21 protein-coding genes are annotated in these 24,471 nt (G+C 69.0%); 13 read left to right on the top strand and 8 right to left on the bottom strand.

Going from position 1 to position 24,471, the window contains the following annotated elements; all coding sequences use genetic code 11:
- Positions 1-10: 10 nt before the first annotated feature.
- From V5F66_RS09695 to V5F66_RS09685, 3 genes are read right to left on the bottom strand one after another with little or no spacing between them, the layout of a single operon-like run.
- The gene (locus V5F66_RS09695) at positions 11-832 is read right to left on the bottom strand and encodes an enoyl-CoA hydratase/isomerase family protein (protein WP_394093745.1); all 822 of its coding nucleotides are present in this window, start codon (positions 830-832) and stop codon (positions 11-13) included.
- Positions 833-852: 20 nt separating this feature from the next.
- The gene (locus V5F66_RS09690; RefSeq protein WP_394093744.1) at positions 853-2,085 is read right to left on the bottom strand and encodes an MFS transporter; all 1,233 of its coding nucleotides are present in this window, start codon (positions 2,083-2,085) and stop codon (positions 853-855) included.
- Between the two features lies 1 nt (position 2,086).
- Positions 2,087-3,298 carry an ABC transporter substrate-binding protein gene (locus tag V5F66_RS09685; RefSeq protein ID WP_012115324.1) on the bottom strand — a complete coding sequence of 404 codons (1,212 nt, stop codon included), beginning with the start codon at positions 3,296-3,298 and terminating at the stop codon, positions 2,087-2,089.
- A 159-nt stretch (positions 3,299-3,457) separates the two neighbouring features.
- On the opposite strand from V5F66_RS09685, the gene V5F66_RS09680 reads away from it, so the two are divergent.
- The 4 genes from V5F66_RS09680 to V5F66_RS09665 all read left to right on the top strand — a co-directional run bounded on the left by V5F66_RS09680 (position 3,458) and on the right by V5F66_RS09665 (position 7,445).
- A complete protein-coding gene (locus V5F66_RS09680; protein ID WP_393998886.1) occupies positions 3,458-4,198 on the top strand; it encodes a FadR/GntR family transcriptional regulator in 741 nt (246 codons plus the stop codon).
- Positions 4,199-4,257: 59 nt separating this feature from the next.
- Positions 4,258-5,244: an acrylyl-CoA reductase (NADPH) gene (acuI, locus tag V5F66_RS09675; protein WP_394093743.1), complete on the top strand. Its 987-nt coding sequence runs from the start codon at positions 4,258-4,260 to the stop codon at positions 5,242-5,244.
- Between the two features lie 403 nt (positions 5,245-5,647).
- The gene (locus tag V5F66_RS09670; protein ID WP_393999255.1) at positions 5,648-6,067 is read left to right on the top strand and encodes a CopG family transcriptional regulator; all 420 of its coding nucleotides are present in this window, start codon (positions 5,648-5,650) and stop codon (positions 6,065-6,067) included.
- 88 nt (positions 6,068-6,155) lie between these two features.
- Positions 6,156-7,445 carry an extracellular catalytic domain type 1 short-chain-length polyhydroxyalkanoate depolymerase gene (locus V5F66_RS09665; protein WP_394093742.1) on the top strand — a complete coding sequence of 430 codons (1,290 nt, stop codon included), beginning with the start codon at positions 6,156-6,158 and terminating at the stop codon, positions 7,443-7,445.
- Between the two features lie 28 nt (positions 7,446-7,473).
- Here the strand turns inward: V5F66_RS09665 and V5F66_RS09660 are convergent, their stop codons facing one another.
- The gene (locus tag V5F66_RS09660) at positions 7,474-8,361 is read right to left on the bottom strand and encodes an aldose 1-epimerase family protein (RefSeq protein WP_394093741.1); all 888 of its coding nucleotides are present in this window, start codon (positions 8,359-8,361) and stop codon (positions 7,474-7,476) included.
- A 271-nt stretch (positions 8,362-8,632) separates the two neighbouring features.
- Here V5F66_RS09660 and V5F66_RS09655 point away from each other — a divergent pair, with 271 nt between their 5' ends.
- Positions 8,633-8,971: a Rieske (2Fe-2S) protein gene (locus V5F66_RS09655; protein ID WP_041575739.1), complete on the top strand. Its 339-nt coding sequence runs from the start codon at positions 8,633-8,635 to the stop codon at positions 8,969-8,971.
- Between the two features lie 331 nt (positions 8,972-9,302).
- Here V5F66_RS09655 and V5F66_RS09650 read toward each other — a convergent pair whose 3' ends face one another.
- Positions 9,303-12,590: a multicopper oxidase domain-containing protein gene (locus V5F66_RS09650; RefSeq protein WP_394093740.1), complete on the bottom strand. Its 3,288-nt coding sequence runs from the start codon at positions 12,588-12,590 to the stop codon at positions 9,303-9,305.
- A 198-nt stretch (positions 12,591-12,788) separates the two neighbouring features.
- Here V5F66_RS09650 and trxC point away from each other — a divergent pair, with 198 nt between their 5' ends.
- Both trxC and V5F66_RS09640 read left to right on the top strand, forming a co-directional pair.
- Positions 12,789-13,292 carry a thioredoxin TrxC gene (trxC, locus tag V5F66_RS09645; RefSeq protein ID WP_049775973.1) on the top strand — a complete coding sequence of 168 codons (504 nt, stop codon included), beginning with the start codon at positions 12,789-12,791 and terminating at the stop codon, positions 13,290-13,292.
- A gap of 158 nt (positions 13,293-13,450) precedes the next feature.
- Entirely contained in the window at positions 13,451-14,476 is a 1,026-nt protein-coding gene (locus V5F66_RS09640; RefSeq protein ID WP_049775972.1) for a diguanylate cyclase domain-containing protein, read from the top strand.
- A gap of 211 nt (positions 14,477-14,687) precedes the next feature.
- On the opposite strand, the gene V5F66_RS09635 is transcribed toward V5F66_RS09640, so the two are convergent.
- Entirely contained in the window at positions 14,688-15,161 is a 474-nt protein-coding gene (locus V5F66_RS09635) for a MerR family transcriptional regulator (RefSeq protein ID WP_394093739.1), read from the bottom strand.
- Positions 15,162-15,228: 67 nt separating this feature from the next.
- Here V5F66_RS09635 and V5F66_RS09630 point away from each other — a divergent pair, with 67 nt between their 5' ends.
- On the top strand, positions 15,229-17,493 hold the full coding sequence (locus tag V5F66_RS09630) for a heavy metal translocating P-type ATPase (RefSeq protein WP_394093738.1): 2,265 nt from the start codon (positions 15,229-15,231) through the stop codon (positions 17,491-17,493).
- Positions 17,494-17,510: 17 nt separating this feature from the next.
- Here V5F66_RS09630 and V5F66_RS09625 read toward each other — a convergent pair whose 3' ends face one another.
- Positions 17,511-18,419, bottom strand: coding sequence for a LysR family transcriptional regulator (locus tag V5F66_RS09625; RefSeq protein ID WP_393998894.1), 909 nt, complete (start codon positions 18,417-18,419; stop codon positions 17,511-17,513).
- A 140-nt stretch (positions 18,420-18,559) separates the two neighbouring features.
- On the opposite strand from V5F66_RS09625, the gene V5F66_RS09620 reads away from it, so the two are divergent.
- On the top strand, positions 18,560-19,555 hold the full coding sequence (locus tag V5F66_RS09620) for an aldo/keto reductase (RefSeq protein WP_394093737.1): 996 nt from the start codon (positions 18,560-18,562) through the stop codon (positions 19,553-19,555).
- Between the two features lie 51 nt (positions 19,556-19,606).
- The gene (locus V5F66_RS09615) at positions 19,607-20,347 is read left to right on the top strand and encodes an SDR family oxidoreductase (protein WP_394093736.1); all 741 of its coding nucleotides are present in this window, start codon (positions 19,607-19,609) and stop codon (positions 20,345-20,347) included.
- 150 nt (positions 20,348-20,497) lie between these two features.
- Here the strand turns inward: V5F66_RS09615 and V5F66_RS09610 are convergent, their stop codons facing one another.
- On the bottom strand, positions 20,498-20,953 hold the full coding sequence (locus V5F66_RS09610) for a MarR family winged helix-turn-helix transcriptional regulator (RefSeq protein WP_394093735.1): 456 nt from the start codon (positions 20,951-20,953) through the stop codon (positions 20,498-20,500).
- A 56-nt stretch (positions 20,954-21,009) separates the two neighbouring features.
- Between V5F66_RS09610 and hmgA the strand changes: the two genes are divergently transcribed.
- The 3 genes from hmgA to maiA all read left to right on the top strand — a co-directional run bounded on the left by hmgA (position 21,010) and on the right by maiA (position 24,426).
- A complete protein-coding gene (hmgA, locus tag V5F66_RS09605; RefSeq protein ID WP_394093734.1) occupies positions 21,010-22,377 on the top strand; it encodes a homogentisate 1,2-dioxygenase in 1,368 nt (455 codons plus the stop codon).
- Positions 22,378-22,465: 88 nt separating this feature from the next.
- Positions 22,466-23,782 (top strand): fumarylacetoacetase, encoded by a 1,317-nt coding sequence (gene fahA / locus V5F66_RS09600; RefSeq protein WP_394093733.1) that lies wholly within the window; start codon positions 22,466-22,468, stop codon positions 23,780-23,782.
- 5 nt (positions 23,783-23,787) lie between these two features.
- Positions 23,788-24,426 (top strand): maleylacetoacetate isomerase, encoded by a 639-nt coding sequence (maiA, locus tag V5F66_RS09595; protein ID WP_394093732.1) that lies wholly within the window; start codon positions 23,788-23,790, stop codon positions 24,424-24,426.
- The last annotated feature ends 45 nt before the right edge of the window (positions 24,427-24,471 follow it).

Genomic DNA, 24,471 nt, shown 5'->3' with positions numbered 1-24,471 from the left:
CGTGGTCCCCTCAGACGTCGCGGGCGGGGAAGCGGGCATCGCGCCAGGCGATGGCCGCCTTCAACCCGTCGCGCCGGGCGACCTCGAAGAAGGCGATCTTGTCGGGCGAGCCGGCCCCCTCGATGGCAAGATCGATCTCCAGCGCGCTTTCCAGCGCCTGCAGCATACCCTGCGTCTCCAGTGCCCGGTTGAGCGCGCGCTTGGTCTCCTTCACCAGACCCGGATCGATGGCCCCGATGTGCCGGGCGATGCGCAGGGCCTCGGCGTCCAGCCCGTCGCCATCGACGACGCGGTTGACCATGCCGATCTCGGCGGCGCGCCGGGCCGGCACCCGGTCCTCGCCCAGCAGGATGATCTCCTTGGCGATCTTGGGACCGACGATCCAGGGCAGCAGCATCACCACGATGCCGGCGCCGAACTTCAGTTCCGGCTCGCCGAAGAAGGCATCCTCGGTGGCGATGGTCATGTCGCAGGCGAGGGCCAGTTCACAGGCACCGGCGAGGCACGGGCCGCGCACCGCGGCGATGGTGGGCTTGGGGCAATGCCAGAACCGCATCACCGTGTCGAAATCCTTGCGCAGCAGCGGGCGCCAGGCATCCACGCCCGCCGGGCGCGCCTCCATCTGCGCCTTGAGGTCGAAGCCGGAGGAGAAGGCGTGGCCGGCTCCGCGCACGATCACCGCCTTCACGCCCGCATCGGCCTCGGCCACGTCCATGGCGGCATTGATCTCGCCCAGCATGTCCTGGTCGAGGGCATTGGTGCGCTCGGGCCGGTTGAGGGTGATGCGGGCGACGCCATGGAGCGTCTCGTAGAGGATCTTGGAATAGGTCATGGGTGCCTCGTCGGGAAACGTCAGCGGCGGCCGCCCGCCATGGCCGCAGCCTCGGGCCGCAGCCTCAGGCGGAGCATGGCGATGACGCCGAGGAAGGGGCCGATGGCGAGCAGGCAGAAGGCGTAGCGCCAGCCGAGCAGATCCACCGCGTAGGGCAGCAGATGGATGCTCGCCAGAGTGATGAGGAAGCCGACGCAGGTCTGAACCGTGAGCATGGTGCCCACCAGGCTGCGGTCGGACAATTCGGTGACGGCGGCGGAGAATTGCGCGGAATCGGCGATCACGCTCACGCCCCAGACCAGGGCGACGGGCAGCAGCAGCCAGGGGGAGGCGCCGAAGAGCAGGCCGATGACCGCCGCGCACAGGCCGCTCACGGCCATGGACAGGGCCGTCACGAAGGTCCGGCCCAGACGGTCCGCCGCGAATCCGCCGCCGAGCGCGCCCAGCGCGCCGATGGCCACCACCGCGAAGGTGGCGAGGCGAGGGTCGAAGGGCGGGGCATCGCCATAGCGCAGGGCGAAGCTCGCGGCGAAGAAGGCGCCGATCCACGCCCACATGGCGTAGAGCTCCCACATGTGGCCGAAATAGCCGAGGTTGGCGAGCCGCAGCGCCGGCCGGCGGACGGCATCGAGGGCATTGGACAGGCGCAGGGGCGGAGCCTTGGCCTGGTTGGGCCCCAGTTGCGCGAAGCGGATCAGGACCGCGGCGACGAGCGCGCTCGTCGCCGCGCCCGCAACGGGCGCCCGCCAGTCGAGCCCGCCGATGGCGGCCATGGCGTGCGGCGACGCCGAGCCCAGCGTCAGGGCCGCCACCAGCATCCCGATGAGCAGGCCGAGGTCGCCCCGCGCCCAGGTGGCGGCAAGCTTCATTCCCACCGGATAGACACCCGCCATGCACATGCCTGTGACGAAGCGCAGGATCGCCACCGCCGGGTGAGTGGGCTCGAACAGCAGGATGGCGCCGTTGGCCAATGCGGCGACGAGGGCGGACGCCGAGAACAGGGTTCTCAGGTCCGCCCGGTCGGCCAGCGACAGCAGGGCGCTCAGAAGGGTGCCGGCGACGAAGCCCGCCTGCACGGAACTGGTGAGCAGGGCCTCCTGGAACGGCGACAGGTCCCATTGCGCCCGGATGGCGCCGAGGGAAGCGGTCGTGGCGAACCAGGTCGCCATGGCCGCGACCTCGGCGATCACCAGGATCGCCAGGGAGAAGGCCTTGCCCTTCAGCCGGATGACGGGCTGCACCGGCGCGTTCACCTCAGCCGGCCTTCTTCAGCATGGGGCAGGTCTCCGGCGACATGGGTCGGAACGCCTCGTTGCCGGGGATGGTGGCGATGAGCTTGAGATAGTCGTAGGGCACCTTGGACTCCTCCGGCGTCTTCACCTGCCACAGGAACATGTCGTGAATGGTGCGGCCGTCGGCGCGAATCTCGCCCTTGCCGAACAGCGGGTCGTCCGTGGGCATGGCCTTCATCTGCGCCACCACGGCGGCTCCATCGTGCGCCTTGGCCTTGTCCATGGCGGCGATGGCCTTCATCCAGTGCAGGGTGGAGGCATAGGTGCCGGCCTGGTTCATGGTGGGCATGCGGCCAGCGTTGCGGGCGCCAAAGGCCTTGCCGAAGGCGCGGGTGCCGTCGTTGAGGTTCCAGTAGAAGGCGTTTGTCAGCATCAGGCCCTGCGCCGTCTTGAGGCCGAGGGAGTGGATGTCCGACAGGAAGATGAGCAGGCTCACCAGCTTCTGCTTCTGGCTGAGGCCGAACTCGGCCGCCTGCTTAACCGAATTGATGGTGTCGCCACCGGAATTGGCCAGCGCCACCACCTTTGCCCCGCTGCCCTGGGCCTGCAGGATGAAGGAGGAGAAGTCCGAGGTCTGGAACGGCGCCAGCGCACGACCCATCACCTGGCCGCCATTGGCCTTCACCACCTCGGCGGCGTCGCGCTCCAGGGCGTGGCCGAAGGCATAGTCGGCGGTGAGGAAGTACCAGGACGTGCCGCCCTGCTTGATCATGGCGCGGGCCGTGCCGTTGGCCAGCGCCCAGGTGTCGTAGGTCCAGTGGACCGTGTTGGGCGTGCAGGCCTTGCCGGTGAGGTCGGAGCTGCCGGCGCTGGCGACAAGGAACACCTTGTTCTTGTCGCGGCTGATGTCGGCGACGGCGAGCGCGACCGACGAGGTGGGCACGTCGACGATGGCGTCCACCTTGTCGAGGTCGAACCAGCGCCGGGCAATGGATGAGCCCACGTCCGCCTTGTTCTGGTGATCGGCCGAGACGACCTCCACCTTGAAGCCGTGCTTCTCGGGCTTGAAATCCTCCACCGCCATCTGCGCCGCTGTGACGGAACCGGGCCCGGCAATGTCCGAATAGAGGCTCGACTGGTCGTTGAGCACGCCGATACGGAAGGTGGGAAGATCCTCCGCATGGGCTGCGACCACGCATGACAGCATGGTCGCCGCGGCAAGGGCAGCGCGCATTTTTCTCTCCCTGGCATTGTTTGGCCGCGGCGTCTTCGTCCGCGATCGGTCAAACTGAAAGCGCCCAATCCCCTATTTGTCAAACAAATAATTTTTAGGTTGATTTGACCGCCCACATCTGAGACCAAGAAGGTGAGACAGGGAGTGCGGGCAAACCAGATGGAACCGACCTACGGCCAGATTGTCACCACCAGCGCCGCCAGCCAGATCGCGGACCAGCTTCAGCAGGCGATCGTGGACGGCCGCCTCAAGGTGGATGAGCGCCTGCCGACTGAAGAGGAGCTGGCCGCCCAGTTCGGCGTGTCGCGCCCCACTGTGCGCGAGGCGCTGAAGCGGCTGGCGGCACGCCACCTCATCCGTTCGCGTCGCGGCCCGACCGGCGGCACCTTCGTCACCGGGCCGTCGCCCGAGGACCTGGCGGCCAGCCTCGGCACCTCGGTCACGCTCATGGTGGCGAGCGGCGGCATCACGCTTGAGGAGATGGCCACGGCCCGGCTGGAGATGGAGGCGGTGTGCTGCCGCCTCGCCGCGCAGAACCGCACCGACGCGCATCTCGCGGCGCTGGAGGCGGAGATCGCCCTGCAGAAGACCGCCGCCGTCTCCGACCAGGATTTCTGCGCCTCCGATGTGCGGTTCCATCGCGCGGTGGTGGACGCCGCAGGCAACGCGCTGCTGCGCTTCCTCATGAACGCGGTGGTGGAAGCCCTGATGCCGGTGAGCAACATGATCATCTTCCGGGTCCGCGACCGGAAGGAGATCGTCGGCCACCACGAGCGCATGCTGGCGGCCCTGAGGGAGCGGGACGGCGAAGCCGCCGTCGAGGCCCTCGGCGGGCTCGTCCACTACATCCGCGCGCAATATGCGAAGGCCGACGAGGCCCGCAAAGCCCCTCGCCGCTGAGCCCTTACGCCGACAACTGCATCGGCTGTTTCACAGACAAGACCACAGGGAAACGTCGCATGAGCAACGAAACGTTTCGCGCCCTCATGGCGCGAAAGACAGAGGCTGGCCAGTCCATCGCCATCGAAACCATCACCGAAGCAGATCTGCCCGAGGCGGATGTGACGGTTGATGTGGAATATTCTTCGTTCAACTATAAGGACGGGCTCGCCCTCAAGGGCCTCAGCCGCATCCTGCGTGCCCTGCCCATGGTGCCGGGCATCGACTTTGCCGGCACCGTCCGCTCCAGCGACTCTCCCGATTTCCAGCCCGGCGACAAGGTCGTTCTCACCGGCTGGGGCGTGGGCGAAAACTGGTCCGGCGGCTTTGCGCAACGGGCGCGCGTGAAGGGCGAATGGCTGGTGAAGCTGCCCGAGGGGCTCTCCAGCCGCCAGGCCATGGCGATCGGCACCGCAGGCCTCACCGCCATGCTCTGCGTGGATGCCTTGGAACGCTACGGCATTGCCGCCGGCGGCAACGTGCTGGTGACGGGCGCGGCGGGTGGTGTAGGCAGCGTCGCGGTGCGCCTGCTCTCGCGGCTCGGCTACAAGGTCAGCGCCCTTACCGGCCGCCGCAGCGAGGAAGACTTCCTCAAGAGCATCGGCGCCACCGACATCGTCGACCGCGACACCTACGCGGCAGCCGGCAAGCCCCTGCAGGGCGAGCGCTGGCACGGGGCGGTCGACACGGTCGGCGGGCCGATCCTTGCCAACGTGCTTGCCTCCACCGTCTATGGCGGCGCGGTGGCCGCCTGCGGCCTCGCCGCATCGACAGACCTGCCGACCACGGTCTTCCCCTTCATCCTGCGGAACGTGGCGCTCCTCGGGGTCGATTCCGTGAATTGTCCGACGCCGCGGCGCGCGCACGCGTGGGCACGCCTTGCGGAACTGCTCGAGCCCGGCGACCTCGATCTGGTGACGCAGGAAGTCGGCCTCGACGACCTCCCCAAGCTTGCCGACGACATCATTGCCGGCCGCGTCCGAGGCCGGACGGTGGTTCGCACCTAGGACTGCTTGGCTCCATCGACCCGAAAGACCAAGGGAATGCGGCGCTGGGCACCGCGTCGCATTCCCTCCGGCCCCTCGGCGCGCGCGCACCGATGGACGTGGTGCCTTTCGGTTGGTTCTCCTCCGCGCGGAACAGGCACGCCCACGCCGGACCGGTGCCCTGGAAGACGGTGGCGCCCTCCCCGGCCTCGACCCCCACCCGATTTTTCCTGAGCGGGGCTGGGCCGCTTTGGCAGCAGAGCCGCCCCATGGGCTCGGTCCTGCGCCTGCCCTGCCCGCTCTTCACCGGCATGCCGGGCAGGACCCGCCGTCCTCGGTCGCGACAAATCGCACCACGCAGCCCTTGCGCCATGACACCGTCATCATCATCTACCATCCATGTGGATGGTGGGAGGATGGTGAAATGACCAACAAGGTGCAGGAGCTGCGTCCAAGGCAGGCGGAGAGCGAGAAGATCACCATCAACCTCGGCTATGTGGACCTGGGCCAGGTCGACCTGCTGGTGCGCGAGGGGTTCTATTCCAACCGGACCGATTTCATCCGCACCGCCATCCGCAACCAGATCGACCGCCACGACGAAGCCCTCAAGAAATCACTGGCGCGACATCAAATGGACCTCGGCCTGCGGCGCTATAGCCGCGCCGATCTCGAGGCCGCGCAGAAGGCCGGTGAGATGCTGCATATCCAGGTCCTGGGAATGGCCGTGATCGCCGAGGACGTCTCCGCGGAGCTGGCGCGCTCGACCATCGCCTCGCTTCAGGTGCTCGGCGCCTTGCAGGCCGGCCCGGCGGTGAAGGCCGCCCTGGCCGATCGTATCCTCTGACTTTTGAAACCACCTGTGCTGGACGCCACCGGCCTCCCCCTGCGCGCCCCCGCGCTTCGCCGAATTGAACCGACAGGAGTCTCGCCACATGGCCAGACGATCCAAGATCGACGTTTTGGAAGCCACCCGCCTCACCCGTCAGGGCCGGCTTGAAGAAGCCATGGCCGTGCTGCGCGGGGACGTCGATACGCCCCACGACGCAGACACGCCGCCTGAAGCGGATGGCAAGGCATTCGTAGACCTGGTGCCGCCCTCGGCGGCAACCGGAAGCGCCTGGACGACACCGTCCGCCGCCGCGCCGGCGGCCACGGCGCATCGCAGCGAGACCGGCTCGGCTGCCGTCCCGTGGCTGGACGGGCTGCTCGATATGGTGCTGAACCGGACCGCGACGAGCGGGCATGAAGCCCCGACCCACACCCCGGCCCCAACCGCGCGCGGTGGCGTGGCGGAACCCGCGCCCCAGAAAGCGCGTCTCCATATGCCGTCCGGCAAAAGCTTCGAGGAGCGCACCTTTGCCAACGAGGCCGGGCGCCGAACCTACAAGCTTTATGTGCCCGGCCGCTTCGACGGCCAGCCGCTGCCCCTCCTGGTGATGCTGCACGGCTGCACCCAGTCGCCCGATGATTTCGCCACCGGCACCCGGATGAACGAGCTCGCGGAAGAGCACGGCTTTTTCGTCGCCTACCCGGCCCAGAGCCACGACGCCAATGCCTCCGGATGCTGGAACTGGTTCAATGCGGGCGATCAGCGGCGAGACCGGGGCGAACCGTCCCTGATCGCCGGCATCACCCGCCAGATCATGGACGATTTCCCGGTCGATCCCGATCGGGTGTTCGCCGCCGGCCTGTCCGCCGGAGGCGCCACGGCGGCGATCATGGGGGCAACCTATCCCGATCTCTATCGCGCCATCGGCGTGCATTCCGGACTGGCCTGCGGCGCCGCCCGCGACATGTCCTCCGCCTTTTCAGCCATGCGCCAGGGCGGCCATCCAAGCGTCGGGACGGTGGTGCATCGCACCGACGGAAAGATCGTCCCCACCATCGTGTTCCATGGCGACGGCGACAGAACGGTCCATCCCCTGAACGGCGCGCAGGTGGTGGCGCAGGTGGCCGCGCAACTGGCGGCACAGGCGAAGGCCGAGGAGAAACTGGCGGTGACCATCACCTCCGGCCAGACGCCGGAAGGCATCGGCTACACGCGGGAGGTGCAGAGCGACGACACCGGGCGCAGCGTGCTGGAGCACTGGGTGCTCCACGGCGCCGGCCATGCCTGGTCCGGCGGCAGCCCGTCGGGATCCTACACCGAGCCGCGGGGACCGGACGCCAGCCGCGAAATGGTGCGCTTCTTCCTGCAGACCACATCCGTCCCGGGCGGCTGAGCGGCCAGCGAGGCCGCTCGAAAACGCCTCAGCCGCCGATGTCGGGCAGCCAGCTTATGGACATGGCGAACGACTGCGCCCCGCCCGGCGCAATGTGCGCGAGGCCGGGCTTCTCCGCGAAGGGCCGGCCATCCCCCTCCGGCGTGGCGAAGCCGTGCCAGGGCTCGATGCACACGAAAGGCGCGCCCGGCTTCGACCACAGGCCGAGCTGCGGCATGCCCGGAAAGCCAATCTCAAGGCCCGGCGCGCCGGGCACGCCGAAGCGGATGCGGTGCGATCGGACGGTGCGGAAGATCACCGCGTCACGCTCGAACAGGGCGTCGTCGGGCGCGATGATGCCGCTCGCAGCCGGATTAGGCTCGGTGGCCGCCGAGAGCAGGCCCCCCACCGGCCGGTGCACCGGCTCCACCTCCGGCTCATCGAACAGCAAGCGATGGTCGGCCCGGCTGCCGCCATAGGGCAGCGGCCACAGGAAGGCTGGATGGAAGCCGAAGCTCGCCGGCAGGCTGTCCGAGCCCGGATTGCGTACCGTTCCCGTAATGGTGAGGGTGGTGCCGTCGAGCACATAGGCCACGTCCAGCGCGAAGGCGAAGGGATATTGGGCGCGGGTCTCGGCGCTCGGCAGCAGCCGGAATACGGCACGGCCGGGCTCCTCCTCCACCACATCGAACGTGCTGCGCCGGGCAAAGCCATGCTGCTTCATAGGGAAGCGCTGGCCGTCGTGGAGCAGCTCATCGTCCGGCAGGCGGCCGACGATGGGAAACAGCAGCGGCGCACGCCCCGCCCAGAACGCCGCATCGCCATGCCACAGCAGGTCGCGGCCGGCGCCGTCGCGCAGCCGCACCAGCTCAGCGCCGAGGGGGGCGATCTCCGCCGACAGCACGCTGGAACTCAAGCTCACCGACTTGCCCGCCATGCTCATTCGCCCTCCGGATCATGCGCCTTTCGCCTTCGTAGCATCGCAGGGGGGCGAAAGGCATCCCGGTCGCAAGCCTGGCCTGTGGCTTGCTGGACAGCGTCCGGGCCGGTCTTGCGTGGATGCCTGAGCCGGTTGCGCCGCAGGACGGCGGTGGCCTGTCAGCTTCGCTACATTTCGCACCGATCACGCGCATGAAACGGCGTAATCCGCGATGGTCCGCAACTTGCGTGTGGCTGGCCAGACGTTGGTTTCTGCGAAGGCGATCCCCATGGCGTTCACCTCTGTCTGTCCCACGAGTGCCGTGAGTGAGGGGGCCATGGGCCTCTTCCAGGTCGGTCGCAAGAGCGTGCTGTTGGTGTGGCCCACGGGCGGCGAGCTGAAGGCCTATCGCGGACGCTGCCCCCACGCCGACATGCCCTTGACCGACGCTACCTTCAACGGGCAGACCGTCACCTGCCCCATCCATGTGTGGGGCTTCGACGCCACCAGCGGCAAGTGCGTGACCCACCTCGTGCGCAATGCGCTCCACCCCTATGAGGTGCGGGTGGAGGGCGACGAGATCCTGGTGGACGTGGGACCGGTGAAGCCGGCCCGCGCCCCGGCCTGATCGCGCCTGCGCGTCTCGCGTCACGTTTCGCCTCGGACACGCTCGGCAGCGACCGCGCAGCCATCGGCTGGCGCACCGCCGCGCTGCGCCGCGTGGGCACCGTGCAGCGCGTGGGAGCGGGTGACGGGGCGTACCGCCCCATTGCTGCCCTCACCCCTCTCAGGCAAGGCGCGCGCTACTGTCACGCCCTCGCCCGTAAGGGTCGCGCTGCTTCTCCCCTCTCCCTTCCACGCGGGAAAGGGTCAGCGGCAGCATTGGCCCTTCAAGCCCGAGGAACCACCCGACGGACGCGGAGCTTCCCGCGTCCATCAGGCCCTCCCAACCGCACGCCTCAATCCCCACCCAGCGTGATGCGGCCCGTGCTCGCCACCTCGGTCTCACCCACCCGGCGGGCTTCCAGCTGCCTGGCGGACGGGGCCGGCCGCACCATGTGGAAGCGCAGCACCTTGGCCGGGCGTCCCCCGTCCGCCGGAGCACTTACGAGAAGGTCCGCGCCCTCGGTGGTGCTGGTGGTGGCGACGCTCAGGCCGCGCCCGCCGGCGCCGAACGGCTGGAGCGATGCCATCTCGCCGAACGCGACGGCAGGATGGGCGGCGGCGCTGTGGAGATACATCGCCGGGCCGCCATCCAGCGCCGAGCCGCTGGAAAACACCTTCACCGTGCCGCCGTCGAGCTGGCCCACCACGATACGCTCGGCGCCGCCCAGCACCCCGGCCAGCCAGCCGGTGGCGAGCGAGACCCCGCCCTTGTAGTCGTCGCCGAAGGGTGAGAACTCGGCCGAGATCACCGGCTCGAACCGGTCCACATTGCCCCGGCAGATATCGCCAAAGGGCGCGAGGGCGGCCGGGATCGGCGTCGCCGGTGCGGGCGCGGGCGGTGACAGGGCCACCGGCGTCGCGGCGCCGATGGGCGACAGGAGCGGGAAGGCGAACACCTTCACTCGCGCCGGCGCGCCGGGACCGGGCGCGGTCACGATGCTCTGCCGGCCGGTGGCGAAATCCACGAAGCCGGTGCCGAGGGTGACGCCGGAGCGGTCGTCGCCGTAGGGGCTGAAGGAGGAGAACAGCGCCGGCGCCCAGCCCAGCGGCAGCAGGGTGGAGCGGAACACCTTCACTTCGCTGCGCACACCCGGCCCCGAACCGGCGATGATATTGTCGGCCGTCGTGCCGTCGATCTGGGCCACGGCGACGCTGACGCCGCCCGTGGCGCCCGCATCGAACGCCCGGAACCGGGCCAGTTCCCTGGTGAACGGTGCCGCGCCCTGCCCCGCGCCGCCCTTGCCCGCCCCTCCGGAGAACACGGCGACCTCCGGCGCGCGGCCGGCTCCGGCGCCCACCACCAGGTCGTAGACGCCGTCGCCATCCACATCGCCCATGGCGACATTCACCGTGCCCTCGAAGCCGGGAAAGGGCGTGACGGTGGCGAGAAGGCGGTCGCCGTTGTTGTCGAACACGCGGACGCTGGCCGCCCGCCCCGGCCCGCCGGGAATGGCGACCGCGTAGGTGGAGACGGCGGGAATGATGTTCACCAGCGCCATCAGGCCGTTATCCTCATGGTTGAGGCGGTGGCAGTGCATCACGAACAGGCCGGCATAATCCAGGAAGCGGGTGCGGATGGAGAGGGTGCCGGGCTGGATCACGCTCTCCTCCGGGCCGAGGTTCGGCGCCGGCACGTTGACGTTGTCGAGGCCCTGCATCAGCGGGCCGAGGGTCAGATCCACGGTGGGATCGGACATGGCGACGAGCTGGAAGTCGTTCACATGGACGTGGATGGGATGCTCGTCGTTGTTGATGTTGCTGAAGGCCCATTCCTCCACCGAGCCGAGGCGCGGCTGGATCAGCGGCACATTGGGGAAGGCGCCGCTGTCGAAGGCATAGATGAAGGTCTTCGGATCGTCGGTGCTGGCGAGATCATTGAGGAACCCGCCATTGATCAGGATGCGGCGGGTCAGATCCGGCGTCAGCCTGGAGAGATCCTCGAACGGGGCGCCGGGCACCAGTTGTTCGCCCTCCCGGAACACCGTCGTGGTGCCCTTCGTGGTGTCCTTCGTGGTGTCCTTCTTGGTGAGCTGGCCCCCGTCCGGCACCGCCCGCGCCAGCACCTGGGTGGGGAAGAAGAAGAAGCCGTCGAAATAGCTCACCGCCGAAGGCGCCACGCTGAGGGTGCCGAGCACGGCGGGCGGGTTTTCGGTGCCGTTGGCGGTATAGAGGATGCCGGGCGCGTTCTGGGTCCGCGCGCCACCGCCCAGCGGCGGCATCTCCAGCACCAGGTCGCCGGTCTCCGGCATGGTCACGGCGATGGCGAAGCGCGACGCCGGCGGAATGAGGAGGCGCGTGCCGTCCTCGTCGGTCGGATAACGCACCACCGGGCTCGGATTGCCGTCCTGCCCGAGGATGGCGATCTTCGGGTGGCGGCCCGTCGCCGTCTCGGTGAGGCGGACATTCATGTAGGCGATGTCGGAGATGTTGGAGAGCACCCAGATCTCGGTCTGCCCCGGCTTGCTGCGGAGCGTCGGCTGGAACTGCCCGTTCACGGTGAACTGCACGTCGCGCAGATGGTCGGGCTGGGCCGGGTCGGCGGGCACGTTGCCCGCGCTGCCGGCGGCGGCGGTGAAGCTCTGCAGGCTGTTCGGGATGAACTGGAAGCGCCCGCGCATGTTGTTGATCGAGAGCGGCCCGGCGTACCACACGGTGGCGAACTGCGTGCCGGGCCGGGCCTGCGTGAAGTTCACCGGCGCCAGCACCGGGCGATAGGTGCCGGCGGCGAGCGCGCCGGGGGCGGGCGGCTCCAGCGTGCTGACGAATTGTGGCCAGTTGGCATTGTTGAACTGCGGCGCAGGCCCCTGCCGATCGAACACGAAATTATATTGCAGCGCCATGTTGCGGATGGGGATGGCCTGCTGCGTCACCACCGGCAAATTGCCGTCCGCCCGCCCGATGGTGAGCAGGCCCGCCAGGCCGAAATAGACGTGGGCGGCGGTGAGGGTGTGCAAATGCGGGTGGTACCAGTAGGCCCCCTGCGGATGGTCGGCCGGGATGCGGTAGACATAGGTGTTGGCGGTGCCCGCCGGCATATGCAGCAGCACATTGTCCGAATTGCCCCTCGGGCTCACATGCAGGCCGTGGGTATGCAGGTTGATGGGCGATTCCGACAGCGGCGCGGGATCGAGCGGCACGGCAGCGCCCCGCGCGGCATAGTTGGGATCGTAGAAATCGCGGACGGTCAGGTCCTTGAGACCATTCTCCAGATGGATGACCAGGGTCTCGCCCGGCGCCACCTGCAAGGTGGGGGCGGGATAGACATCGCGCGCCGAGGCCGAGCCATCGGAGGCCGTGCCCTGCACCAGCGTGTAGCCGAACAGCAGCGCGTTCTTCACCGGGACGGCCGAGGTGTCGAGCCGGGCGGCGCCCTGGTGCGCGGTGAGCCGCACTTCGAGCACACCGTCCTTGCTGGCGAGGGTCACCGGCTCGCGGAAGGCGGGGGCGGCGCGGCCCTGCGCCGGCGCTCGCGACGGCGTTTGGGCCTGGGCTTGGGCCTGGGCTTGGGCGGCGGCGCCGATGACGCCGAAGGCGAGGAGAAGCCAGCGCGAATGCCGACGTAGGCCGTTGACGGTTCCCATGAGCTTCCCCCGCCGCATTTGTATTTTGTGCGACCATAGCAGCACTTGCGGCCGCGGATGCAATGATGCGCCGTGCGATCGGGGCGATGGGCGGCGATCCGCGCTTCACGGTGGCGTGCGGGGATCCGATCGCGTCGCGCGGTCCCGTTCTTGCTACGCGCGGCATGGATCTCACACGAGACAAGCCGAGCTGGAACCATGACACAGCCCACGCCCCGCCCCGGCCGCACCATCGCCTGTCCGACCTGCGATGCCCTCACCACACTTGCCGCCGGCGAGGATGCCAAGGCCGCCCGCTGCACCGCCTGCGGGGGACCGCTTTTCACCGGCCGGCCCATGGCCCTGACCGCCGCGCGCTTCGATGCCCACACCGGCCAGAGCGACGTGCCGCTGGTGATCGACTTCTGGGCCGACTGGTGCGGGCCGTGCAAGTCCATGGCTCCGGTGTTCGAGGCGCTGGCCGCCGAGTTCGAGCCCCATATCCGCTTCGCCAAGGTGGACACCGACGCCGAGCGGGAGCTCGCTTCCTATTTCCGGATCAGCTCCATCCCCACCCTCAGCTTCATCCATGCCCACCGGGAGGTCGCCCGCGTGGCCGGCGCCATGTTCGCCGGCGATCTGCGCCGCTGGCTCTACGACGCCCTGTCCCAGACCGAGGAGAAGGAGACCGCAGCGCCGGAGCCCGCGCCGGAAACGCCCTGACCCTGGGGCAGGAAGACGGGGTAGACTGGCGCGGGCGCATGAGCGTCGCGCGGTCAGCGGCGCCGTGGGCGATGAATGGCGGCCAATCGGATCCCGGCAGCTCTCGTGTTGCCATTTCCGGCGTTGCCAATATCCTGCCGCTCCGCCCGAGTTATGACATGGTTGAACCCGACATCCTTTTCACCCGCATCCTTGAGTTCATGCAGGGCGGGGCGCTCGCCCTCGACCGGCGGGGGCACGTGCGGGCGTTCAATCCGGCGGCGGAGCGCATGCTCGGCCTGTCGCCGGCGCGGGCCGGCGAGCAGCCGTTCGCGACCATGCTGTTCGACGATCCGGCCAATGACGATTTCGCGCAGGCGTTGCTCGACGCGGTCTACGACGCCGGCACCAGCCACAGCCGCGACATCGCCTATTATCGCGACGGCCAGCTCGCCTGGCTCAACATGATCACCTCGACCCTGTGGTCGCATCGCACCGAGGCCGAGCCCGCCCGCAAGGTGGGGGTGGTGGCGCTGTTCATCGATATCACCGAGCGCAAGGTCGCCACGGAAGAGCTGCGGCGCGCCAACGAGGAACTGGAGCGCCGGGTGCAGGAGCGCACCCGGCAGCTGGCCGAGGCCAATCTGAAGCTGCAGAGCGAGATTGCCGAACGGGTGCGGGCGCAGGAGCGGATCGCCAACCTCGCGGAGCACGACGTGCTCACCGCGCTGCCCAACCGGCGGCGCTTCGAGCGGCGCCTCGCCGCCGCGGTCGAGCAGGGCGAGCCGTTCGCCGTGCTCTATCTCGATCTCGACGGGTTCAAGGCCATCAACGACACCCACGGGCACGACACCGGCGACGGCCTGTTGCAGAACGTGGCCGAGCGGCTGCGGGCCTGCCTGCGCGAGGACGACACGCTGGCGCGGCTCGGCGGCGACGAGTTCGCCGTCATCCTGGCATCCGCCCGCACGGCGGATGAGGTGCGGCCGGTTGCGGAACGGATCATCGACCATGTGGGCGCGCCCTATGGTGCCGATGGCGATCCCGAACTGAAGATCAGCGTCAGCGTCGGCATCGCGCTCTACCCGCAGGCCGGGCGCACCCCGCGCGCGCTGCTCCAGGCGGCGGACCGGGCCATGTACGAAGCCAAGCGCGGCAGCCGCCAGCCGGTCCGCCCGCCGGCACCGGACAGCAAGGAGGTCTAGGCGCATCCGCCGCACGCCAACCGGCCGGCCACGAGCCACGGCGCGGGACACGGCGCGGCGGAACACCGGACCGGTGATCGACAAGAGGATTTTCGCCCGTGCGTGAAGCATGGGCCATAAATGATGCGAGCCGTCCGGAAACAGCGACGCGTCACCTCTTCAGCAACTTCTGCGTCGTCGGGCTGGAAACGCTTGGGAGAACGCTCGAATTTCAGCTGTTCTCAAGAATTTCGGACTGGCTGTGATGAAATTGACATTGTCCATGATCGGAAAGCGTTTCGATCACCCTGCATTGTGCCACGTGACCATGGGCGCAGCCGTCCACCATGCGCTGAAGTTCTGCTTCCAGCGCCTTGAGAGCGGCGATGCGGCTGCGCACGTCGATGAGCCGCGCGCTGGCAATCTCGTCCGCCGCCGCGCACGACTGCTCGGGCCGGTCCTGCAGCGTCAGCAGGGTGCGGATGGCCTCGATCTCGAAGCCCAGCTCGCGCGCATGGCGGATGAAGGCGAGCCGCCGCAGGTGGGTGGCGTCGTAGAGCCGGCGGTTGCCCTCGGTGCGCGGCAGCGCCGGCATCAGGCCGATCTCTTCATAAAAGCGGATGGTGGGCACCTTTACCCCGCTGGCACGCGCCGCAGCGCCGATGGGCAGGAGGTCGGGAAAATTTTCGGATGATGGACCAGACATTGGGGCTTGCTCCTCTAGTGACTAGAGCATCTAGGTTATGCAGGCTGACGCAAAGAAAGGCCGCATCATGACCGCCCCCCTCGTTCAAAGCCGGTTCCGCGTGACCGGAATGGACTGCGCCTCGTGCGCGGCAAAGATCGAGGGCACCACGCTGCGCATCGCCGGCGTCGCGGAAGCGGAGGTCTCGGTGGCGGCCGGCACTCTGGTGATCCGCCACGCCGCGGATGCCGACCTTGCCCCCCTCGCGGGGCGCCTGTCGCCCATGGGCTACGCCCTCGCCCCGCTCGCACCCGGCGGCGTGCAGCGCAAGGCCCACGACCATGGAGAGAGCTGCGCGGGACACGATCATGCTGGCCACGATCATGCCGGCCACGACCACGCGGCTCACGACCACTCCGACCATGACCACTCTGGCCACGACCACGCAGAAGTCGGCGGGCACGACCATGGTGCGGCGCCTGCCGCCGAGGGCCGCTGGTGGTCCACCGGCAAGGCGCGCCTCACCCTCCTGAGCGGCCTCGCTCTGGTGACGGCCTTCGGCGTCGGCACCTTCGTCCCGGCGGCGCAATCCTGGCTCTATCTGGCCGCCATGCTGGTGGGCCTCGTGCCCATCGCCCGCCGCGCCGTCGCGGCGGCGGCCAACGGCATGCCCTTCACCATCGAGATGCTGATGACCATCGCCGCGGCGGGCGCCGTCATCATCGGCGCGACCGAGGAAGCCGCGGCGGTGGTGTTCCTGTTCCTGGTGGGCGAACTGCTGGAGGGCGTCGCCGCCGGCCGGGCCCGCGCCAGCATCCGCGCGCTCACCGCGCTGGTGCCCAAGACCGCACTGGTGGAGCGCAACGGCGCCACCCTCGATGTGCCCGCCGGCAGTCTCAAGGTGGGCGAGGTGATCCTGGTGCGGCCCGGCGACCGGATTTCGGCGGACGGCCTCATCGTCGCCGGCGAGAGCGGCATCGACGAGAGCCCGGTGACCGGCGAAAGCGTGCCGGTGCGCAAGGGGCCTGAGGCTACCGTCTTCGCCGGCACGGTGAACGGGGAGGCGGCGCTGCGGGTGCGCGTCACCGCCACCGCCGAGGACAACACCATCGCCCGGGTGGTGAAGCTGGTGGAGGAGGCGCAGGAAAAGCGCGCGCCCACCGAGCGGCTCATCGATCGTTTCTCGCGCTATTACACGCCCGGCGTGGTGGTGGTGGCGGCGCTGGTGGCGGTCATTCCTCCGCTGCTGTTCGGCGGGGCGTGGGATGCGTGGATCTACAAGGGCCTCGCCATCCTGCTCATCGGCTGCCCCTGCGCGCTGGTGATCTCCACCCCGGCCGCCATCGCCGCCGGCCTCTCCGCCGGGGCCCGGCGCGGGCTGCTGCTGAAGGGCGGCGCCGTGCTGGAGATCGCCGGCAAGATCACCACCGTCTGCTTCGACAAGACCGGCACCCTCACCGCCGGAAAGCCGCAGGTGACGGACGTGATCGCCTTCGCCCAGCCGCAGGCCGAGGTGCTGCGCCTCGCGGCGGCGCTGGAGACCGGTTCGAGCCACCCCCTTGCCAAGGCCATTCTGGACCAAGTGGCCGCCGACGCCATCGCCATTCCCGCGGCAGAAGCCGCGCAGGCGCTGGGCGGCAAGGGCGTGTCGGCGCTGGTGGAGGGGCGCGAGGTGTTCCTCGGCTCGCCCCCGGCCGCAGCCGCGCGCGCGGCTTTGACGGTGGTGCAGGCCGACCAGATCGCGGCGCTGAATGACGCCGGCAAGACCGTGTCGCTGCTGGTGGCGGACGGCGCCATCGCCGGGGCCATCGCCATGCGCGACGAGCCCCGCCCGGACGCCGCCGAGGGCCTTGCCGCCCTAAAGCGGGAGGGCATCCGCACGGTGATGCTCACCGGCGACAACCGGCGCACGGCGGAGGCCATCGGCCGCCAGCTGGGCATCGAGGTGCGGGCCGAGCTGCTGCCGCAGGACAAGCTGCGCATCGTCGGCGAGCTGCAGCGCGAGGGCGCGGTGGTGGCCAAGGTGGGCGATGGCATCAACGACGCCCCGGCGCTGGCCGCCGCCGACATCGGCATCGCCATGGGCGGCGGCACCGACGTGGCGCTGGAGACAGCGGATGCCGCAGCCCTCCACGGCCGGGTGAAGGACGTTGCCTCCATGATTGCCCTGTCCCGGCGCACCATGGGCAACATCCACCAGAACATCGCCATGTCCCTTGGGCTGAAGGCGGTGTTCCTGGTCACCACCATCGCCGGCATCACCGGCCTGTGGCCGGCGATCCTCGCCGACACCGGCGCCACCGTGCTGGTGACCCTGAACGCTTTGCGGCTGCTGCGCGTGCGGCTGGAGTGACGCCCCTGCGGGCGGCGCTATCTGGCGCCGTCCGCAGGACGGTAGCGCAACGCCTCCACCAGCACCGCGAACGCGGCAGAGGGCTGGCGGCGGCTGGGAAAATAAAGGTGGTAGCCCGCAAACGCCGGGCACCAGTCCTCAAGCACCCGCACCAGCCGCCCGTCGGCGATCTCGGCCGCGACCTGGTCTTCCATCACGAAGCCAAGCCCGAAGCCCGCCGTGGCGGCGCGGACGATCATGGCGATATTATCGAAGGCGAGCTGCCCCTCGACCCGCACGCGGATTTCGCGTCCGTCCCGCTCCAGCTCCCAGGCATAGAGCGCGCCGGAGCTGAGGAGGCGCAGGTTGATGCAATTGTGCTCGGCGAGGTCCTGCGGCGTCCTGGGGATGGGGTGCGCCGCGAAATAGGCCGGCGCCCCGACCACGGCCATGCGCAGGTCCGGCCCGATGCGTACCGCCACCATATCCTTGGCCAGTGCCTCTCCCAGCCGCACGCCGGCATCGAAACGCCCGGCCACGATATCGGTGAAGCTGGAATCGATGCTCAGCTCCACATGGATGTCCGGATGGTCCGGCAGCAGGCGTTCCAGCGCCGGCCAGATCACGGTGCGGGCGGCATGTTCGGCGGTGGTGATGCGGATGGTGCCCGCCGGCCTCGACCGCAGCTCGGCCAGCGCGGTCAGCTCGGAACCGATGCTCTCTAGCGCCGGCCGGAGCGTCCCGAGCAGCCGCTCGCCCGCCTGCGTGGGCGCCACATTGCGGGTGGTCCGCGTCAAGAGCCGCACCCCCACCCGCGCCTCAAGCCGGCGGATGGTGTGGCTCAGCGCCGACTGGGAGGTGCCCAGCCTTGCGGCGGCGCGGGTGAAGCTGCGCTCCTCGGCCACCGCGAGGAAGGCATTGAGGTCGACCAGATCCTCGCGCTGCATTCATGAATCCAGAACATGAGTTCATGCCGATTTTACCGTCTAATCCATGGATGGACCACGCCCTATTTTCACGGACGCACCGGGCACCCGTTCCCGAGCCCCCCGGACGAGCCAAATGGACGAGCCCACTGGAGACGACCATGAAAACACGCATGCTGGGCAAGAACGGACTTGAGGTTTCAGCCTTGGGCTTCGGCTGCATGGGCCTCAACTTCAGCTATGGCCACGCACTGGACAGGAATGATGCCATCGCCCTCATTCGGCAGGCGGTGGAACGGGGCGTGACGTTTTTCGACACCGCCGAAATCTACGGCCCCTTCACCAATGAAGAGATCGTCGGCGCGGCGCTGGCGCCGGTGCGCGAGCGGGTGGTGATCGCCACCAAGTTCGGATTCGCCATCGATCCCAAGACCGGCAAGCAGACCGGAATGGACAGCCGCCCCGAGCACATCCGCGCGGTCTGCGATGCCTCCCTCAAGCGGCTGGGGGTGGAGGTCATCGACCTGTTCTACCAGCACCGCGTGGACCCCAACGTCCCCATCGAGGACGTGGCCGGCGCCGTGAAGGACCTGATCGCGGAAGGCAAGGTGAAGCATTTCGGTCTCTCCGAACCCGGTGCGCAGACGGTGCGCCGCGCCCATGCGGTGCAGCCTGTCACGGCGCTGCAGAACGAATATTCCCTGTGGACGCGCGGGCCGGAGACGAATGGCATCCTTGAGGCGTGCGAGGAGCTGGGCATCGGCCTTGTCGCCTACAGCCCCCTCGGCAAGGGCTTCCTTACCGGGGCCATGGGCCGGGACACCAAGCTCGCCGACGGGGACTTCCGCAGCATCCTGCCGCGCTTCACGCCGCAGGCCATGGAAAAGAACCAGGCGCTGGTGGACCTGCTGAAGCGCATCGCCGCCCGCAAACAGGCCACGCCCGCCCAGGTCGCACTGGCCTGGCTTCTGGCGCAAAAACCCTGGATCGTGCCCATCCCCGGCACCACCAAGCTCAACCGGCTGGAGGAGAACCTGGGCGCGGCCGACATCACGCTGTCCGCCACCGACCTCGCCGAGATCGAACAGGCGGCGGCCGGGATCCATGTGGAAGGCGAACGCTATCCCGAGCAGCTCATGGCCACCATCGGCCGCTGAGCGGCCCGACCCATTGCGCGCGGGTCCCAACAAAAACCGGAGAACACCAGCATGTCCGACAATATCGCAGGCAAGGTCGTCGTCATCACCGGCGCCAGCAGCGGCCTCGGCGCGGCGACCGCCCGGCATCTTGCCGCCGCGGGGGCGAAACTCGTGCTCGGCGCGCGCCGGCTCGACCGCCTCCAAGCACTGGCCACGGAACTCGATCTCGGTGCGGCTGCCGCCGTCGAGACCGACGTCACCGACCCGGCGCAGGTCAAGCACCTGGTGGACGCGGCGGTGGCGACGCACGGGCGCATCGACGTGCTGCTCAACAATGCCGGCCTGATGCCGCAATCGCTGCTCGAACGCGGCCGGGTGGACGAGTGGGACCGGATGATCGACGTGAACATCAAGGGCGTGCTCTACGGCATCGCCGCCGCCCTGCCCCACATGAAGGCGCAGAAGGGCGGCCACATCATCAATGTCTCGTCGGTGGCGGGGCACAAGGTGCGTCCGGGCAGCTCCGTCTATGCCGCCACCAAGGCCGCCGTGCGCATGCTCTCCGAAGGGCTGCGCCAGGAGGTGAAGCCCTTCAACATCCGCACCACCATCATCTCGCCCGGCGCGGTGGAGAGCGAGCTGCCGCAGAGCGTGACCGAGCCGGACACGGCCAAGGCCATCGCCGACTTCTACGCCGCCTATGCCATCCCGGCCGACAGCTTCGCCCGGGTGGTGGCCTTCGCCATCAGCCAGCCCGAGGAGGTGGACATCAACGAGATCCTGTTCCGCCCGACCGCGCAGGAGCTGTGACACCGGGGGGCCGGCACGGGAAGCGGGTCTGCTCCGCCCTCTTCCCGCACATGCCATCGGCCCCGGTCTTTGACCGGTGCCGAGAGAGTCACGCTCAAGCGCCGCGCGGGCTGACCAAAGGCCCTTGAGCCAAGCTCACGGGCTTTGGCATCAGTCCTGCTGCCGCGTGCCATCCAGCCCCAGCACCTGTTCCAGCCGGTCCAGCGCATGGAGCACCGCCCCCATATCGACCGGCCCCAGCGCCGCGCGCAGGCGGTCCTCGAAGGCGCTCATGTCCGGCACGATGGCGCGGTAGGTGGTGGTGCCCAACGGGGTGAGGCTCAGGAATTCCTCGCGCCGGTCCGCCGGATTTTCCGCCCGCGACAGCCAGCGCCGCTCCTCCAGCCCCTGCACCGCCCGGCTCACCTTGGTCTTGTGCAGCCGGGCATGGCGGCCCACCTCCCGCGCCGTGCTGCGGGGCAATTGGGCCAGTGTCGCCAGCACCCGCCATTCGGGGATGGTGAGGCCGAACTTGCGGCCATAGACCTCCCGCAACTGCTCCGACACCGCGGCGGCCACGCGGTTGAGCCGGTAAGGGAGGAAACGTTCGAGGTCGAGGGTGCTCATGGCTTGTTAGTTACATTTTCAACTGTCATGGTCGCAACCAAATTCGGGAGCTTGCCATGAACAGTCTGCCCCACCCCCACCTTCAGGGCGCGCCGCTGCGCCACAGCGCGCTCGTGCCCGGCTACATGTCCGGCTTCGGCAATTCGTTCGAGACCGAGGCGCTGGAAGGCACCTTGCCCATCGGCCGCAACTCGCCGCAGAAGATCAATTACGGGCTCTATGCCGAGCAGCTCTCCGGCTCGCCCTTCACCGCGCCGCAGGCGGTGAACGAGCGCTCCTGGCTCTACCGCATCCGGCCCACGGTGAAGCATTCCGGTCGCTACCGCCGCGTGGACAAGGGCTTGATCCGCACCGCGCCCATGGCCCGCGACGAGAGCGAGTTGACGCTCGGCCAGTACCGCTGGAGCGCGCTGCCGCTACCGCAGGACAAGCGCACCTTCGTCTCCGGCCTTGCCACCCTGACCACGGCGGGGGACGCCGACGGCCAGAGCGGCATGGCGGCCCACATGGCCTTCGTCACGGCGTCCATGGAGAACGACTATTTCTTCAACGCGGACGGCGAATTGCTGGTGGTGGCGCAGCAGGGGGCGCTGCGCTTTCGCACCGAATTCGGCGTCATCAACATCGCGCCCGGCGAGATCTGCGTGATCCCGCGCGGCGTGATCTTCAAGGTGGAGCTGATCGACGGGCCGGCCCGCGCCTATGTCTGCGAGAATTACGGCGCCACCTTCACCCTGCCGGACCGTGGCCCCATCGGCGCCAATTGCCTTGCCAACCCGCGCGATTTCCTCACCCCCGTCGCCGCCTACGAGGACCGGGAGCTGCCCTCGCAGCTGTTCGTGAAGTGGGGCGGCGAATTGTTCGTCACCGACATCGGCCAGTCGCCCCTCGACGTGGTGGCCTGGCACGGCAATTACGCGCCGTACAAATATGACCTGCGCACCTTCTCGCCCGTCGGCGCGCTGATGTTCGACCATCCGGACCCGTCCATCTTCACCGTGCTCACCTCGCCGTCGGGCACGCCGGGCACGGCCAACATCGATTTCGTCATCTTCCCCGAGCGCTGGATGGTGGCGGAGAATACGTTCCGCCCGCCGTGGTACCACCGTAACATCATGTCCGAATTCATGGGGCTCATCTTCGGCGTCTACGACGCCAAGCCCGAGGGCTTCGAGCCCGGCGGCTTCTCCCTGCACAACCTCATGCTGCCCCACGGGCCGGACGAGCAGGCCTTCGAGCACGCCTCCACCGGCGAGCTGAAGCCGGTGAAGCTGGAGAATACGCTGGCCTTCATGTTCGAGACCCGCGTGGCCCAGCGCGTCACCGCCTATGCCGCCGGCGTGCCGCAGCTCCAGGCCGATTATGTGGACTGCTGGGCCGGCCTGAAGAAGCGCTTCGACCCAACCCGCAAGGATGCGTGGTGAGGTGAGGGTCTTCCCCGTCTGACTTTGCCTCCGCGCCGGCGCCGCATCCCGGCGCCGGCCCTTCCTTGCCCCTGCCCGGACCGCTCCCATGATCGACGCGACCCACGATCCCGCCCGCACCAGCTGGGTGGCCTCGGCCAACGGCCATTCCGATTTCCCCATCCAGAACCTGCCCTTCGGCATCTTCAGCCCGCCCGGCGGGCAACCGCGCGGGGGCGTCGCCATCGGCGACGACATCCTCGATCTCGCCGTGGCGCTGGAGCTGGGCCTGTTCGAGGGTATCGCCAAGGCGGCGGCGCAGGCGGCAGCAGGGTCGACCCTCAACGCCTTCTTCGCCCTCGGGGCGGCGCCGCGCGCCGCGTTGCGCGCGCGCCTCGTCCAACTGCTGGATGCCCATGGCGCGGAGCGCTCCAACGTGGAGCCCCACGCCGGCCGGCTGCTGCACCGCGCCGCGGACTGCACGCTGCACCTGCCCGCCGCCATCGGCGACTATACGGATTTCTACGCCGGCATCTCCCACGCCACCAATGTGGGCAAGCTGTTCCGGCCGGATAACCCATTGCTGCCCAACTATAAATACGTGCCCATCGGCTATCATGGGCGGGCCTCCTCCATCCGGCCCTCGGGCTTCGACGTGCGCCGGCCCAACGGCCAGCGCAAGCGGGCCGACGAGGCGGAGCCGACCTTCGGCCCCTCCCGCAACCTCGACTACGAGCTGGAGCTGGGCATCTTCGTCGGGCCGGGCAACGCCCTCGGCGAGCCGGTCTCCATCCACGCCGCGGGCGAGCACATCGCCGGCTTCTGCCTGCTCAACGATTGGTCGGCCCGCGACATCCAGGGCTGGGAATACCAGCCACTCGGCCCGTTCCTCGCCAAGAACTTCCTCACCACCGTGTCGCCCTGGGTGGTGACGCCGGAAGCGCTGGCCCCCTTCCGCATCCCCCAGCCCGCGCGGCCGCAGGGCGATCCCGCGCCCCTGCCCTATCTGCTCGATGCTGCCGACCAGGCGCTGGGCGCGCTCGACATCACCCTGGAGGTACTCATCGAGACGCCGGGGCTGAAGGCGAAGGGCCTGCCGCCCCATCGCCTGTCGCGCGGCTCATCAAGCGACCTCTACTGGACCGCCGCCCAGTTCGTCGCGCACCACACCTGCGGCGGCTGCAACCTGTCGCCCGGCGACCTCATGGGCACCGGCACCATCTCCGGCCCCACGCCGGACAGCTTCGGTAGCCTTTTGGAACTGTCGCAGGGCGGCAAAGCGCCGCTCACCCTCGCCTCGGGCGAAGAGCGGCGCTTTCTGGAGGATGGCGACACCGTGATCATCACCGGCCGCGCCGCGCGCGAGGGCTTCGTCTCCATCGGCTTCGGCGCCTGCCGTGGCACCATCCTGCCGGCGCTCGGGTGAGCGCCGTGCGGCTCTATACCTATTGGCGCTCCACCTCGGCCTACCGGGTGCGCATCGCGCTCGCCCTGAAGGGCATCGCGGCGGAGCAGGTACCGGTGCATCTGGTGCGCAATGGTGGGGAGCAGCATGCCCCGGCCTATGCCGCCCTCAACCCGCAGCAGCGCCTGCCGACCCTGGTGCTGGACGACGGCACCGTGCTCACGCAATCCCCGGCCATCCTCGAATATCTGGAGGAGGCCTATCCGGCCCCGCCCCTGCTGCCGGCCTCGGCGGTGGCGCGGGCGAAGGTGCGCGCGGTGTCAGCGCTCATCGGCTGCGACATCCACCCCCTCAACAATGTGTCGCCCCTCACCATGCTGCGCCGCGAGCTGAAGCAGGACGAGGCCGCCGTCTCCGCCTGGATCGCCCGCTGGATCACGGACGGCTTTGCCGCCGTGGAACAAATGATCGGCGAGGAGGGCTATTGCTTCGGCCACGCGCCCGGCCTTGCCGACCTCTATCTGATCCCGCAGCTCTATTCCGCCCGCCGCTTCAATGTTCCGCTGGCGGCGTTCCCTCGCATCCTGCGGGTGGAGGCTCTTGCGGCGACCCATCCTGCCTTCATGGCTGCCCATCCCGCCCGGCAGGCGGATGCGGAAGGGTAGGCGCCCGGCTTATCCCCGCCGGCGAGTTGCCATCGCGGCAACGCC

The sequence above is a fragment of the Xanthobacter versatilis genome (assembly GCF_043193975.1).
Lineage (GTDB): Bacteria > Pseudomonadota > Alphaproteobacteria > Rhizobiales > Xanthobacteraceae > Xanthobacter > Xanthobacter autotrophicus_E.
The sequence above is the reverse complement of the archived record's forward strand: the minus strand, read 5'-3'. Positions and strand labels throughout refer to the sequence as shown.